A 14,732-nucleotide genomic window follows, 5' to 3' on the forward strand; every position below is an offset into this window, starting at 1 on the left:
TCCAGCCAAATAAGCACCCATGATTTTTAAACAAGCCCTGCGCCGAGAACTCAGTTTTACGACTGGTGGCGTGTTTTTGGTCTTGGTCACCATCATGGTGACAACTTTGGTGATTCGGATCCTGGGCTATGCAGCAAACGGTGCCGTCAACCCTGAAGACGCCATCGTTTTAATCGCCCTTGCCACACTAGGCTATTTAGCGGTACTGCTAACGGTCTCACTATTTGTGGCCACTCTGATTGTGCTGGTTCGCTGGTACAAAGATTCTGAAATGATTGTTTGGTTTGCTAGCGGGCTCAGCATCAGCAACCTTATTAAACCGATTTTGCAGTTTGCCACCCCACTCATCATTGTGATTGCTTTACTAGCGCTCTTTGTATGGCCTTGGGCTAATCGTGAGTCAACTCTGATTAGTCAACGCTTCCAACAACGCGATGACGTATCCATGGTGAGTGCTGGTCAATTTAAAGAATCAGCAAAAGCTGAACGCGTCTTTTTTATTGAAGAGTTAGACGTCGACAAAAGTGAAGTAAAGAATATTTTTGTGGCAGATTCAAAAAATGGTCGCTTAAGCATTGCGGTGGCATCTACTGGCTTTATCCAAAACTCGTCAGGGGGAGAAAAATCCATTGTTCTGAATAATGGCCGCCGCTATGAAGGACAACCCACACAGCCCGATTTTCGGATTCTAGAATTTAATGAGTACACCACCAAAATTCAGGGCAAAGATGCAATAGCACCGCCGCCAAGGGATCGCGAAAAAACTGTCTTTGAATTATTTAATAATGCAGACCCACTCATCATCAACGCCAATCAAGCAGAGTTGCTATGGCGCATTGGTCTTCCAATCATGGCTCTTGGACTAGTGTTTATTGCGATTCCATTGGCCTATGTAAACCCACGTCTTGGCAATTACACGGCGATGTTCTATGCGGTGTTGATTTATTTGATTTATAGCAATCTATTGAATCTGACACAAAACTTTGTGTCCCAAGGAAAAGTGGGGTTCTTTGTAGGTATATGGCCAATCCATCTACTGGCTTTCCTCATGGCGACGATACTCATTCGCAACCGTATTAACCCTTCTGTGAAATGGTGGCGTCGTCAGCTTCCAGCGTCGTTCGGTCAAAAATGAAACTTCTCTTCCCATTCATTTATGAGCGGTATTTAGCAAGGCAAATTTATGTAGCTTTTGGGTTTATTTTGTTTGCTCTGGTTGCCCTATTTTTATTCTTCGATATTTTGAGCGAGCTTGGATCCGTGCAAGGGCAATACACCTTGCCGCTTGCTCTCTTACACGTGCTTTTAAAAGCACCAAGCCGAATCTCTGAAATTATTCCAATTGCTGGCCTCATTGGCAGTATTTATGTTTTTGCCATGCTCGCTAGCCAATCCGAATTTACGATTTTGCGCATTGCTGGTCTGGACATTAAACGCAGTCTAATTACGCTGACCAAGATTTCACTTCCGCTGGTGATCCTCACGCTCGTCATGAGTGAATGGGTGGGCCCATATACAGAAGCAAAATCCGATCAAATTCGCATGAAAGCCCTAGGCTCTTCATACACCTCTCAATTTAGAACGGGCGTCTGGGTTAAAGACCGCCTACGCGATGAAGACGGCAGCGGCCCAGTTCGTCCAGGCGTTCGTTATGTCAACGTCGGAAAAATCGACAAAGATAATGAAATTAGCAATATTCGGATGTACGAGTTTGATGACTCCTATCACCTCCTATCCATTCGAAGCGCTAACTCCGGTTACTTCGATGAGACTGGCATCTGGGTGTTGAATGACGTAACAGAAACTCGCTTTAAAGAAACTAAACAGTCAGACCCACTGAATGCCGTTTTTTCTGCGCACACATTTAATCACCCTATCCTGACCTTGGAATCCGAGGTGACGCCTCAGATCTTGAGCGTTTTGCTGATTAGCCCAGAAAAGATGTCAATTGTCAGCCTGGGTCGATTCATATCCCACCTGCGTGATAACAAACAAGATGCGCAGCGCCACTCGATTGCCTTTTGGAAAAAAGTGGTTTATCCATTTACGATTTTTGTGATGCTCGCTTTAGCACTTCCTTTTGCCTATATGAAGGTGCGTGCCGGAGGCGTAGGTATCAAAGTATTTGGCGGGATCATGCTCGGCATGAGCTTTCAGCTATTTAACTCGCTCTTTTCTAATGTGGGCCTGCTTGGCTCATGGCCAGCGCTCTTAACGGCCCTGACACCGCCTTTGGTGTATTTCCTCTTGGCCCTGGTCGCACTTCGCAGGGTTTCTAAGGCCTAATACCTAAAATTCATTTAGAATTTGATTCCTATATCTTTGTAGATATATAGATAGGAATCCTTATGAATCTTCATCAATTCCGCTTTGTGCGTGAAGCTGTTCGCCAGAACTTCAATTTAACGACCGCTGCTAAGGCGCTTTTTACCTCCCAGCCGGGCGTATCTAAAGCCATTATTGAACTCGAGGATGAGCTTGGCGTAGAAATCTTTCGTCGCCACGGTAAGCGCATTCGTTCCCTCACAGAACCAGGTAAACGAATTTTGAGCTCAATTGAGCGCATCCTAGATGAAGTAGAGACGCTTAAAAGAGTGGGCAAGGATTTTGCCAGCCAAGATCAAGGCAGCTTTGTGATTGCCACCACACATACACAAGCGCGCTACGCACTTCCCAAAGTATTGACTGAATTTACCAAGCGCTTTCCAAAAGTAAAGGTGAGCATTCAGCAAGGCAGTCCTGGTCAAATTGCAGAATTACTGACACATGATCGCGCAGATATCGCCATCGCCACCGAAGGTATTGCCAACACGCCCGGCGTGCTAGCGCTGCCCGGTTATCAGTGGCAACATGTACTCATGGTTCCACTGAGTCACCCCCTTCTGAACCAAGCAACACTTACGCTTGAGGACATTGCTAAATATCCAATCATCACTTATGACAAAGCGTTTGCGGGTCGTAGCAAAATCGATGCGGCCTTTGCTCAAAGAAATATCGCGCCAGATATTATTTTGGAAGCCATTGATGCTGACGTGATCAAAACGTATGTAGAAACAGGAATGGGTATTGGAATTGTTGCGGGTCACGCTTACGATCCAGATCGCGATCGCAATCTTAAAGTCATTCCTGCGGGACACTTATTTGGCAACAACGTAACGCATCTTGGCGTTAAACAAGGGGCTTATTTACGCTCTTTTGTTTACACCTTCATTGAACTCTTCTCACCAACACTCACAAAGAAAATTGTTGAGCAGGCAATGTCGAATGAGTCGGACACTTACGAAATCTAGTTTTTTGGAGTTACTCAAAGACAGAACTGTCGTTTGAGTGGTGCCTCGGGGCGGACTCGAACCGCCACGCCTTGCGGCACCGGATTTTGAGTCCGGCACGTCTACCAATTCCATCACCGAGGCAGGTGTTTGCAGTGGAAATTCTGCTTACTTTGCTACTTTGTTACTGCTAAGAGGTGAGAGTGTAACAAAAAATGGCGGGCTACTGCCTCACTTAGGCTCAGAACCCCTTAAAATGGCGTCTTGTAGCCAAATTATTAAAAGGACTTACCCGTATGGCCGGCCATTCGAAATGGGCCAATATTCAGCACCGCAAAGGTCGTCAAGACGAAAAACGCGGCAAGATTTGGACCAAACTCATTAAAGAAATCACTGTTGCAGCCAAATTAGGCGGTGGCGACCTCACCGCTAACCCACGTTTACGCCTGGCAATCGATAAGGCTAAAGATTCCAATATGCCTAACGACAACGTGCAAAGAGCGATTCAACGCGGCACTGGCTCGCTTGAAGGCGTGAACTACGAAGAGATTCGCTATGAAGGTTATGGCATGAATGGTGCCGCCATCATTGTTGATTGCCTCACTGACAATCGAACCCGTACCGTTGCCGAAGTGCGTCACGCCTTTAATAAAAATGGCGGCAATATGGGAACCGAGGGATCAGTTGCGTTCCTCTTTAAGCATTGCGGACAAATGTTATTTGCACCAGGCACCAACGAAGACCAACTGATGGAAGTTGCTTTGGATGCTGGAGCAGAAGACGTCATCACCCATGATGATGGTTCACTTGAAGTTTTAACGCCAGTACCCGACTTCTCTAAAGTACAAGATGCGATCACCAGCGCCGGCCTCAAGGCTGAATTAGCAACGGTTGCCATGCGCCCTGAAACAGAAATTGCACTCGAAGGCGAACAAGCTGAAAGTATGCAAAAACTATTAGATGCTCTTGAGAATCTGGATGACGTTCAAGAAGTATTTACGAACGCATCTTTGTAAGCCTATTTATTAATACCTATAACTAACAAACACAGCTGCTATGAAAATTCTTTTGATCGGATCTGGTGGACGCGAACATGCACTTGCTTGGAAATTAGCGCAATCGCCCCAAGTACAAACTGTTTATGTAGCGCCAGGCAATGGCGGAACTGCCACTGCAAAACAATCTACAGCCGGGATTGAGAACCTTCCGATCACTGGCCTACAAGAGCTAGCTGACTTTGCTAAACGAGAAAAGATTCATCTCACAGTAGTTGGTCCAGAAGCCCCGCTAGCCGCCGGAATAGTAGATGTATTTCGCAACAATGGCTTGCGCATTTTTGGCCCAACTCAATTGGCTGCTCAATTAGAGTCTTCAAAAGATTTCTCAAAAGCTTTTATGAAGCGTCATGGCATTCCTACTGCGGATTACCAAACCTTCTCCAGCGCATTAGAGGCGCATGCCTACATCGATGCTAAAGGCGCTCCGATTGTGATTAAGGCAGATGGCTTGGCTGCAGGTAAAGGTGTTGTGGTGGCTATGAGCCTAGAAGAAGCACACGCTGCGGTTGACATGATGCTGGCAGACAACAAGCTCGGCAATGCCGGAGCACGCGTCGTGATCGAAGAATTTCTCACTGGCGAAGAAGCAAGCTTCATTGTTTTAGTTGATGGCAAACATGTTCTTGCCTTGGCAACTAGCCAAGATCACAAACGCTTGCTCGACGCCGATCAAGGCCCAAACACTGGGGGCATGGGCGCATACTCCCCCGCTCCGGTTGTTACTCCAGAAATTCATGCGCGCGCTTTACGTGAAGTCATCATGCCAACTGTCAAAGGCATGGAAGCAGATGGCATTCCATACACAGGATTCTTGTATGCAGGTCTGATGATTGCGCCGGATGGAAAAATAAAAACCCTAGAATTTAACTGCCGTATGGGCGACCCAGAAACACAGCCTATCATGGCACGCTTACGTAGCGATCTCGTGAATGCCCTAGACCATGCAGTTGACGGCACCCTCAATGAAGTTGAGCTGGAATGGGATCGTCGCACCGCCTTAGGCGTAGTGCTTGCTGCACATAACTACCCCGATACCCCGCGCGCTGGTGATGTCATCACAGGCACTCCAGCAGACACCGAAGATCAAATCACTTTCCATGCTGGTACCAAGCTACAAGATGGCAAAGTAGTGACTTCAGGAGGTCGTGTGATGTGCGTTGTTGGCCTAGCGGATACAGTACGCGGCGCCCAACAAAAAGCATACGAAGCCATTAATCAAATTCAATTTGATGGCATGCAATATCGCAAAGATATTGGCTACCGCGCAATCAAATAACTTTTAAAGCTAGAGATTCCTTGTCAGATCAGCATACCCAAATTGATATTGCAGCCCTAAAAGATTATTTTTTGGGTTTGCAGAATCGCATTACCAATGCCATGAGCGCATTGGATGGAAAAGTTTTTGTTGCCGATGAATGGCATAAGCCTGAAGACAGCAAATTAAAAGGTTATGGCCGTACCTGCATTTTGGATGGCGGCAACATCCTGGAAAAAGGTGGTGTAGGATTCTCACATGTGCGCGGCAATCAAATGCCCCCTTCTGCCTCGCATCATCGCCCTGAAGTAGCGGGTCGCAGCTTCGAGGCTATGGGGGTCTCTTTGGTATTTCACCCCAATAACCCCAAAGTACCAACCACCCATATGAACGTGCGCTGTTTTATTGCACAAGCGCCTGACAAAGAGCCGGTGTGGTGGTTTGGTGGCGGCTTTGACCTCACTCCATATTACGGTGTAGATGAAGATTGCAGGCATTTCCATCAAACCGCTAAAGACGCTTTAGATCCATTTGGCGAAGAACTCTACCCACGCTTTAAAAAGTGGTGTGATGAGTACTTCTATTTAAAACATCGTGAAGAGCCTCGCGGCATTGGCGGTGTTTTCTTCGACGACTTCAACGAGCTTGGATTTGAGAAAAGCTTTGCGATGACACGCGCAGTTGGTGACGCATTTATTGATGCTTATCTTCCCATTGTTGAGCGTCGCTACAAAGATGCATTTACGCCCGAAGAAAAATCTTTCCAAGAATATCGTCGCGGTCGCTATGTTGAATACAACCTCATCTTCGATCGAGGCACTATTTTTGGATTGCACTCCGGTGGTCGTACTGAATCCATTTTGATGTCCATGCCACCTGTAGTTCAATGGTGGTACAACTGGCAACCACAGCCTGGCACGCCTGAAGCCAAGCTATACGACTATTACCTCAAGCCTCGCGATTGGTTAGCTTGAGCAAAGTAAGCAAAATCGGCATTCTGGGAGGAACGTTTGATCCTCCGCATGTGGGTCATCTCAGATTGGCCACGCATTTTTCTAAAGCATTGCATTTAGATGCGATTCTCCTTATTCCAAGTGGTGAGCCTTGGCAAAAGGGCACTGGTATCACGCCCGCAGAAACTCGCCTACAACTCACAGAAGCTGCCGGCATTGATTTGGCGCGCGCATTTTTATATCTCAAGATTTCGACACAGGTTGGCGTAGATCGAATAGAGGTTGATCGTGCTGGACCCAGCTATGCGATCGATACTGTGAAGGCCTTGCGCGAACGCTTTGGAGAAAATGCCAGTCTGACTTGGTTAATGGGAGCAGACTCTCTCGTTGCCCTTCCGAGCTGGAACTCCTGGGAAAAACTCAGTCAATATGTCAATTTTGCGGTTGCCACGAGACCTCACTACGATTTAAAGCAAGAAATCACCCCTGAGGTAGAGCAGTTCTTAATGAATCATCAAACAAAAGATGCCACTACCCTTGAAAAAAGCGCTGCAGGCCTCATATATATCGATGAAAGCCTCAGTGTCGATCTATCCTCGACCGAGTTACGAGACCGCCTCAATTCAAGCTCTCGAAGCGCTATCGCATCCGAACAAATTCCAACCCATACCCTTGAAATCATTACAAATCTAGGCTTGTATCAGTAATCAAGCTAAGATCACCCTAAACATTAGAAAAATATTGCAGAGAAACCATGGATTTACGTAAATTACAACGCGTCATTATTGATGCCCTTGAAGATGTTAAAGCGCAAGATATTCGCGTTTATGACACCACCAAACTGAGCGAACTTTTTGATCGCGTCATCATTGCCACTGGCTCCAGTAACCGCCAAACCCGTTCTTTAGCGATGTCCGTTAAAGAAGAGGTGAATGCCAAAGGTGGTGAGGTGATTTCTGTCGAAGGCCTAGAAACCGGTGAATGGGTTTTGGTAGATTGCGGCGATATTGTTGTGCATATTCTGCAGCCGATGCTGCGCTCTTATTACCAGCTTGAAGGTATGTGGGGTGCTAAACCAGTGCGCGTGAAGCTGGCTGGTAGCAAGGGCTTAGTTAAAGCTAGCGAATCTGAGGACGACGACGAATAATTTGTCGTTGTAGGCATCAATGCGCTTAACCATTGTTTCTGTTGGTCACAAGATGCCAGACTGGGTTGCCACTGCAACCCAGGATTACATTAAGCGCATGCCTGCAGACTGCAGTATCGAGATCAAAGAAATTAAGCCGGACCTTACGCCAGCTAAAGAAGCCATCAAAATCGCTGCGGCTATTCCGAAGGGCTCCAGAATTATTGCCCTAGACGAGCGCGGCAAAGATCAAACCACTCAGAACTTAGCAACCCAACTGGCAAATTGGCGTCAAGAAGGTTTTGATATCACCTTTCTGATTGGTGGGGCCGATGGTTTGGATGCCAGCCTCAAAACGAACGCACAGGCGATGTGGAGACTCTCCAGCCTCACGCTGCCACATGCAATGGCCAGAGTCTTATTGGTAGAACAACTCTATCGCGCTTGGACCATTTTGCAAGGACACCCCTACCATCGTGAGTAATCCTTTTATTTACCTTGCCTCACAAAGTCCACGCCGCCAAGAACTCTTAAAACAAATTGGCGTTCGCTTTGAAATGCTGCTACCCGATGCAGATGAAGATAGTGAAGGTATTGAGACGCCCCTACCCCATGAAAAAGCACGCGCTTATGTCGAACGCGTTACTTTGGCAAAGAGTGCGGCAGCATTAGCGCGCTGGGAAAAAAGAAAACTTCCATGGGCACCCATCTTATGCGCCGACACCACTGTTAGCCTTCCTAATAGTGAAGAGGGAGAGATTCTGGGTAAACCAACTGATGCAGCTGATGCGGCACGTATTTTGACGATGCTGAGCGGCAAGATTCATGAAGTACTCACAGCCGTTGCCATTACAGTAAGACCTAACGAGAAGCCTTTACACATCACTCAAGTTTCTGAGGTGCAGTTTGCGCAACTATCCCCTAAGGAAATTGAGGTCTATATCGCCAGTGGTGAGCCTTTTGGCAAAGCTGGTGCTTACGGTATTCAGGGGCTAGGTGGCGCACTCATACCCTCGATCCGAGGAAGTTATAGCGGTATCATGGGTTTACCTGTTTACGAAACAGCACAACTTCTAGAGCGTGCCCGAGTCTGATACATATGAATGAAGAAATTCTGATCAATATCACCCCCCAAGAAACACGGGTAGCCTTAATTCAGCAAGGTGCAGTGCAAGAGTTGCAAATTGAGCGCACACGTCAACGGGGCATTGTTGGCAACATCTATTTGGCAAAAGTAGCAAGAGTATTACCCGGCATGCAATCAGCTTTCGTGGAAATTGGGTTAGAACGTACTGCATTTATGCATGTGGCGGATATCACCCAAAATAATCCTCAAGCGCAAATCGAGAAATTACTCTTTGAAGGCCAAACGATTTTGGTCCAAGTCTTAAAAGATCCACTTGGCACCAAAGGTGCGCGCCTCACAACCCAATTAAGCATTGCTGGTCGTAATTTGGTTTACCTGCCGCCTGCAGGCAGCGATCCTGCAACCGAAAAATATATTGGTGTCTCCCAAAGAATTGATCAGCCCGAAGAACGGGAGGCGATCAAAACTCGCTTAGCCAGCCTCATGGCTGCCGATGAAAAAGGTGGAATCATTGTGCGCACCAGCGCCCAAGATGCAAGCGACAGTGAACTTCAGCACGATATGCACTATCTGCGCACCACTTGGGAAAATATTCGCGAAGCAATGAAGGTAAAGGCTGCTCCTAACCTCCTCTACCAGGATCTGAGTCTGGCAGAGCGGGTATTGCGTGATGTAGCTGGCGAGGATACAACCCAAATTCGGGTGGACTCCGCCGAAAACTTTGAAAAGCTCAAAACGTTTACCAATTTGTATATGCCTAATCTATTGGGCAAGCTATCGCTACATCGCGGTGAACGTACGCTGTTTGATTTATTTGATGTCGATGCTGAAATCAATAAGGCACTAGGCCGTCGTGTAGACCTGAAATCAGGAGGCTACCTCATGATTGATCAGACTGAGTCGATGACCACGATTGACGTAAATACTGGCAGCTATGTAGGCGCACGCAATCTCGATGACACCGTATTCAAAACCAACCTAGAAGCTGCGCAAGCCATTGCGCGCCAACTGCGCTTACGCAATCTAGGCGGCATCATCATCATTGACTTCATTGATATGGTCAGCAAAGACCATCAAGAGTCTGTCTTGCACGAACTCAAGCGCAATTTAGACCGCGATCATGCACGCACTTCGGTGAGTGATTTTTCTGCATTGGGTTTGGTGGAGATGACCCGCAAGCGCACCCGTGAATCCTTAGCCCACATTACATGTGAGCCTTGCGCAACCTGCATGGGCAAAGGTGAAGTGAAAACTGCCCAAACGGTTTGCTATGAAATCCTCCGTGAGATTGTGCGAGAGCACCGTCAATTTAATCCGCGAGAATTTAGGATTGTCGCTTCGCCAGACGTCATCGATCTCTTCTTGGAAGAAGAAAGTCAGTTCTTGGCGCAGCTAGGTGATTTCATTGCCAAGCCAATTAAACTCCAGGCAGAAGGCACCTTCCGCCAAGAGCAATACGACATCGTTCTCAGCTAAAAACTGGCTTGAGGCTTAAGCATTCGAAAACTGAATGCGGTGCAGGTTGGCATAAAGGCCATCTTGCTTAATCAAATCGGCATGCGAGCCGTTTTCGATTACCTGACCATGCTCTAACACGACAATGCGATCCGCATGCTCAATCGTAGATAAGCGATGCGCAATGATTAAAGTTGTTCTGCCGGTCATTAAGCGCTCTAAAGCATCTTGCACTTGACGTTCTGATTCAGAATCCAAAGCGGATGTAGCCTCATCCAAAATCAAGATTGGCGCATTCTTATAGATTGCGCGTGCAATCGCTAAACGCTGTCGCTGCCCCCCCGACAAACGATTGCCGTTATCGCCAACCATTGAATCAATGCCATCGGGCAATTCTTTAATCATGGCGGTCAAGTTGGCGGCTTCAAGCGCCTCTATCACGCGACCGCGATCAATTCCTGACGCATCGGGAGCCCCATAGGCTACGTTCGCAGCAATCGTATCGTTAAATAGAATGACATCCTGGCTGACAAAAGCAATCTGCTTTCTCACATCCGCTAAAACAATTTCTTCCAAAGGAATGTCATCCAAGAAAATATGGCCTTTGGTAGGCTTAAAGAAGCGTGGCAATAAATTCACTAAGGTGGATTTACCACCACCAGAAGGTCCAACAAAAGCAACTACCTCGCCAGGCTTGATTGCCAGATTGACATCCTTTAAAGCATCTTGACGACCTACTTCTTGTTCGTATGAGAATCCAACATTCTCAAAACGAATAGCCCCTCTTGCCTTATCCAAAGGCTTCATTCCAAGCTTACGCTGTTCATCCTCTTCGAAAGGCTGATCCATCAGGGAAAATACCATTTCAGCAGCGGTAAGACCTCGCTGCAATGGTTGATTGATATCTGCCAAATGTTTTAACGGGGAAATGACCAGCATCATTGCGGTAATAAATGATGCGAAACCACCAACTGTCGTACCCTCAGTGGCAGACTGCATCAAAGCAATTACCAAAACTACCGATAAAGCCATCGAGGCAATTAGCTGAGTTACTGGCTGATTGAGACCCCCAGCGACCGCAGACTTCAATGCAAACTGGCGTAATCGCTCAGCTTTTTCAGCAAAACGATTAATTTCATATTGCTCGGCACCATGCACCTTAATAATTTTATAACCCGCAGCAGCCTCCTCAACAATGTACGCCAATTCACTTGTTAACGCTTGTTGTTCACGATTGAGTGATCTGAGGCGCCGATTGATCTTACTCATGATGAAGGCAATCATCGGAAAAATAATGAGCACTACTAAAGTTAGTCTCCAATTGAGATAAATTAAATAGCCCATCAAACCAATAACAGTAAGCGAATCCCTCACTAGGCTGATTAACATACTGCCCATAACAGATAGCACACCATGAACCTCAAAAACTACTGCATTAATTAACTGAGAAGCAGAATTCTTTTGAAAGAACGATGTGCTCGCACTTAATAATGTCTCAAACATCTGACCACGTAGCTTCACAAGCACAGCATTAATAACGCGAGTTAATAAATAGTTAGAGAAAAATTGCGCCAAACTTCTTATCAGCGCCAACCCAACAAGAAAAACAGGAACTTGCCATAATTTGTCATTCATCTCCCCCGTAAAGCCCCGATCCAACAAAGGCTTCATCAGCGCCGGAATGGAGGTCTCTGCAGCTGCAACAATGGACATAGCCACCAAAGAGCCGAAAATTAGGCCAATATGGGGTTTTAAGTACGCAATTAAGCGATTTAAGGCGGTACGGTCTTGAGCATTCATATAATGAATTATGCCCACCTTATCAGTCATACTCATCACCCGCAATGAAGAGGCCAATCTGGAAGCCTGTCTGGCCTCTCTGGAGGGGATTGCCCAGCAGATCGTGGTCGTTGATACCAATAGCTCAGACCGCACCCTAGAAATCGCTAAAAGCCATGGTGCCCACATCTCCCAGCCGGCTGACTGGCCAGGTTTTGGCCCCCAGAAAAACAGGGCTTTGGACCTGGCAACGGGTGACTGGGTTTTATCGGTAGATGCCGATGAGCGCCTCACTCCAGCCCTCAGATCCGAGATTCTGACGGCCATTCACCATAGCGCCCATGTGGATTGCTTTGCTATCCCTCGCCTATCTTGGTATTGCGGACGCTTTATTCGTCACTCAGGTTGGCACCCCGATTATGTAGATCGTCTTTTTAAAAGAGGGGCCGCCCGCTTTTCTGATGACTTAGTACATGAGCGCCTCATACCTAATGGCCAGGTTGCAAAACTTGAAAATCCTTTATTGCACTACAGCTTCATGAATTACTCCCAGGTGTTGCAAAAACTAGATCGTTACTCCACTGCCTCTGCACAGCAAGCCTTTGCCAAAGGCAAAACTAGCTCTCCTTTAAAGGCGGTACTTCATGGTACGTGGGCTTTTTTCCGGACTTATATATTGCGCGCTGGATTCTTGGATGGCCCACAAGGATTTGCATTGGCGGTATCTAACGGTCAAGGGACTTACTACCGCTACATCAAGCTGTGGCAACTGAATCAGGATGCAGGCAAATGATTTCGATTTTGTTGGCGACCTATAACTGGCCGCAAGCACTAAAGCTTTGCCTTGAATCACTAGCCACACAAACTGATCAGCAGTTTGAAATCATCATCGCCGACGATGGGTCTACAGATAGCACCGAGCAAGTGATTGAGTCATTCAAGAATTCGCATTCCATATCAATCACCCACTTATGGCAAGAGGATCAGGGCTTTCGCAAAACAAAGATTTTAAATGAAGCCATCGCAGCCGCGCACGGCAGCTATCTCATTTTCTTGGATGGTGATTGCATTGTGCAGCCAGACTTTGTTGCAAACCACCGAGCTCTCGCTCAAAAGAATTATTTGGTTACCGGTAGTCGCGTCTTACTCAATGAGACACTCACCAAAGAATTGCTTTCTTGGCCCACATGGGATTTTGCGCGCTTTTGCTCAAACCTCATAGGCAAGCGTTTGAACGGTGGAATTAATAAATACTGGCCGCTCAAAATCAAACTAGGCAATGACTCATGGCGTGATTACAAGAAGTTTGTCTGGCGCCGCATTAAAGGCTGCAATATGGCCTGTTGGAAAGCTGATGCTGAAAGTATTAACGGCTTTGATGAAAGTATGACTGGCTGGGGTCATGAGGACGCTGATTTTGTATTTCGTTTACAACGTCATCAAATCAAACGCAAATCAGGCTCATGGTCAACAGAAGTACTGCATCTCTTTCATAAAATCCACGATCAGAGCAATGCCGCCGAAAATGCCCGTCGCGTGCGCGAAAAGATTCTAGCTAAAGCTATCTAAACCATTGAACACATCCAAAATGAGTTCTAATTCCACACTCAAGCCAAAAAAAGTATTGTTTATTGCTACTCGGCAAATTGGCGATGTACTGATTACCACCCCGCTCATTAGCAAAGCCCGAGAGCTTTGGCCGGATGCTGAGTTTCACTTTTTAGGTTATCGCGGCAAAGTTGATATGTTGCACGGCAATCCCGATATCAGCGAAATCATCGAAACATCAGATCGCCCCGGCTTTGGTGAATATCTCTCACTCTTTAACCGCCTGTTTCAGCGCTATGACTTAGCTGTCGTGACACAGCCCAGTGACCGCGCATACATCTACGGCTTGGTGGCTGCCTTTAGAAGGGTTGGCGTGCTGGGCGGGCACCCTCAGGGCAAGGATGCTGAGGATAAAAGCAAAAGACATAAGAGTGATAAGCAAAATGCCTGGAAGAAATTCATCTGCATGCATACCGTAGATGTTGATTACTTTAAGCAACATGTCATAACTGAAAAACTGCGCTTGTTAGAGGCTTTCTTTAGAAGCCCTGCAGAACTATTTAGCAAACCCACATCCGTTACACCCCCTGCTGGTGAGCCCCTAACCCCGCAGATAACCAATGCACTGAATCAACCTTACGTGGTTATTCATCCAGGACCATTGACCGCTTATAAACGCTGGCCTTTAGCACATTGGCAACAACTCATTACCTGGCTAGTTAAAGCTGGTTACCAAGTTGTATTAAGCGCATCCCCGGCAAAACAAGACGTGCAATTGAATCGCGATATTATTTCTTTGTTAAACGATGAAACACGCGACAAAGTCATTGATGCCGCCGGAAAACTTTCTATCCCGCAGGCAGGCACTCTATTGCGCAGTGCGGCGCTGTATATCGGAGTAGACACCTCCATTACCCATTTGGCAGCAGCTTGCAACATTCCGACCATTACCCTGTTTGGAGCAACTCCGCCAACGAATTTTGGCCCGTGGCCTAATGGTTTTGTAGGCAAACAACCCTATCAATTACGGGCCCGCACTCAAACTGTAGGCAACGTCACGATTCTGCAAGGCCCAGGAGAATGCGTACCTTGTCGCAAGGCAGGCTGTCTTGATAAAGCCGATAGTAATAGTGAGTGCTTAGATCTTTTAGAGCCGAGCCAAGTGATCGCTGCGGTTGAAAAGGTTTTGCAAGGCTAATTTT

The 14,732-nt window shown here is 46.9% G+C and carries 14 protein-coding genes, 1 tRNA gene and 1 pseudogene; 14 read left to right on the plus strand and 2 right to left on the minus strand.

The window, feature by feature from the left end; genetic code table 11:
* Positions 1–19 precede the first annotated feature (19 nt).
* The 3 genes from lptF to C2745_RS06940 all read left to right on the plus strand — a co-directional run bounded on the left by lptF (position 20) and on the right by C2745_RS06940 (position 3,290).
* A complete protein-coding gene (gene lptF, locus C2745_RS06930) occupies positions 20–1,135 on the plus strand; it encodes an LPS export ABC transporter permease LptF (RefSeq protein WP_215383679.1) in 1,116 nt (371 codons plus the stop codon).
* Positions 1,132–2,286: an LPS export ABC transporter permease LptG gene (gene lptG, locus C2745_RS06935; protein WP_215383681.1), complete on the plus strand. Its 1,155-nt coding sequence runs from the start codon at positions 1,132–1,134 to the stop codon at positions 2,284–2,286. Before lptF ends, lptG begins: the two co-directional genes overlap by 4 nt.
* Before the next feature lie 62 nt (positions 2,287–2,348).
* A complete protein-coding gene (locus tag C2745_RS06940; RefSeq protein ID WP_215383683.1) occupies positions 2,349–3,290 on the plus strand; it encodes a CysB family HTH-type transcriptional regulator in 942 nt (313 codons plus the stop codon).
* A gap of 38 nt (positions 3,291–3,328) precedes the next feature.
* On the opposite strand, the gene C2745_RS06945 is transcribed toward C2745_RS06940, so the two are convergent.
* Positions 3,329–3,413, minus strand: a tRNA-Leu gene (locus tag C2745_RS06945).
* 152 nt (positions 3,414–3,565) lie between these two features.
* Here C2745_RS06945 and C2745_RS06950 point away from each other — a divergent pair.
* The 8 genes and pseudogenes from C2745_RS06950 to rng all read left to right on the plus strand — a co-directional run bounded on the left by C2745_RS06950 (position 3,566) and on the right by rng (position 10,224).
* Complete coding sequence (locus tag C2745_RS06950; protein WP_215383685.1) at positions 3,566–4,285, plus strand: YebC/PmpR family DNA-binding transcriptional regulator; 720 nt, start codon at positions 3,566–3,568, stop codon at positions 4,283–4,285.
* Positions 4,286–4,325: 40 nt separating this feature from the next.
* A complete protein-coding gene (gene purD, locus C2745_RS06955; protein WP_215383687.1) occupies positions 4,326–5,603 on the plus strand; it encodes a phosphoribosylamine--glycine ligase in 1,278 nt (425 codons plus the stop codon).
* A 41-nt stretch (positions 5,604–5,644) separates the two neighbouring features.
* Complete coding sequence (gene hemF, locus C2745_RS06960) at positions 5,645–6,556, plus strand: oxygen-dependent coproporphyrinogen oxidase (protein WP_215385650.1); 912 nt, start codon at positions 5,645–5,647, stop codon at positions 6,554–6,556.
* Positions 6,553–7,242 carry a nicotinate-nucleotide adenylyltransferase gene (locus C2745_RS06965; RefSeq protein WP_215383689.1) on the plus strand — a complete coding sequence of 230 codons (690 nt, stop codon included), beginning with the start codon at positions 6,553–6,555 and terminating at the stop codon, positions 7,240–7,242. The genes hemF and C2745_RS06965 overlap by 4 nt, the downstream gene beginning before the upstream one ends.
* Positions 7,243–7,289: 47 nt before the next feature.
* A pseudogene (gene rsfS / locus C2745_RS06970) lies at positions 7,290–7,679 on the plus strand (ribosome silencing factor); the annotation flags it as partial.
* Between the two features lie 22 nt (positions 7,680–7,701).
* A complete protein-coding gene (gene rlmH, locus C2745_RS06975; RefSeq protein WP_215383693.1) occupies positions 7,702–8,145 on the plus strand; it encodes a 23S rRNA (pseudouridine(1915)-N(3))-methyltransferase RlmH in 444 nt (147 codons plus the stop codon).
* The gene (locus C2745_RS06980) at positions 8,138–8,755 is read left to right on the plus strand and encodes a nucleoside triphosphate pyrophosphatase (RefSeq protein WP_215383695.1); all 618 of its coding nucleotides are present in this window, start codon (positions 8,138–8,140) and stop codon (positions 8,753–8,755) included. Before rlmH ends, C2745_RS06980 begins: the two co-directional genes overlap by 8 nt.
* Positions 8,756–8,760: 5 nt before the next feature.
* Complete coding sequence (gene rng, locus C2745_RS06985) at positions 8,761–10,224, plus strand: ribonuclease G (protein WP_215383697.1); 1,464 nt, start codon at positions 8,761–8,763, stop codon at positions 10,222–10,224.
* A gap of 15 nt (positions 10,225–10,239) precedes the next feature.
* On the opposite strand, the gene msbA is transcribed toward rng, so the two are convergent.
* A complete protein-coding gene (msbA, locus tag C2745_RS06990) occupies positions 10,240–12,003 on the minus strand; it encodes a lipid A export permease/ATP-binding protein MsbA (protein ID WP_215383699.1) in 1,764 nt (587 codons plus the stop codon).
* A 10-nt stretch (positions 12,004–12,013) separates the two neighbouring features.
* Between msbA and C2745_RS06995 the strand changes: the two genes are divergently transcribed.
* From C2745_RS06995 to C2745_RS07005, 3 genes are read left to right on the plus strand one after another with little or no spacing between them, the layout of a single operon-like run.
* Positions 12,014–12,775, plus strand: coding sequence for a glycosyltransferase family 2 protein (locus tag C2745_RS06995; RefSeq protein WP_215383701.1), 762 nt, complete (start codon positions 12,014–12,016; stop codon positions 12,773–12,775).
* Positions 12,772–13,551 (plus strand): glycosyltransferase family 2 protein, encoded by a 780-nt coding sequence (locus tag C2745_RS07000; protein WP_215383702.1) that lies wholly within the window; start codon positions 12,772–12,774, stop codon positions 13,549–13,551. The genes C2745_RS06995 and C2745_RS07000 overlap by 4 nt, the downstream gene beginning before the upstream one ends.
* A gap of 19 nt (positions 13,552–13,570) precedes the next feature.
* Positions 13,571–14,728: a glycosyltransferase family 9 protein gene (locus tag C2745_RS07005; RefSeq protein ID WP_215383704.1), complete on the plus strand. Its 1,158-nt coding sequence runs from the start codon at positions 13,571–13,573 to the stop codon at positions 14,726–14,728.
* Positions 14,729–14,732: the final 4 nt, after the last annotated feature.

The organism is Polynucleobacter sp. AP-Kolm-20A-A1, from assembly GCF_018688315.1.
GTDB lineage: Bacteria > Pseudomonadota > Gammaproteobacteria > Burkholderiales > Burkholderiaceae > Polynucleobacter.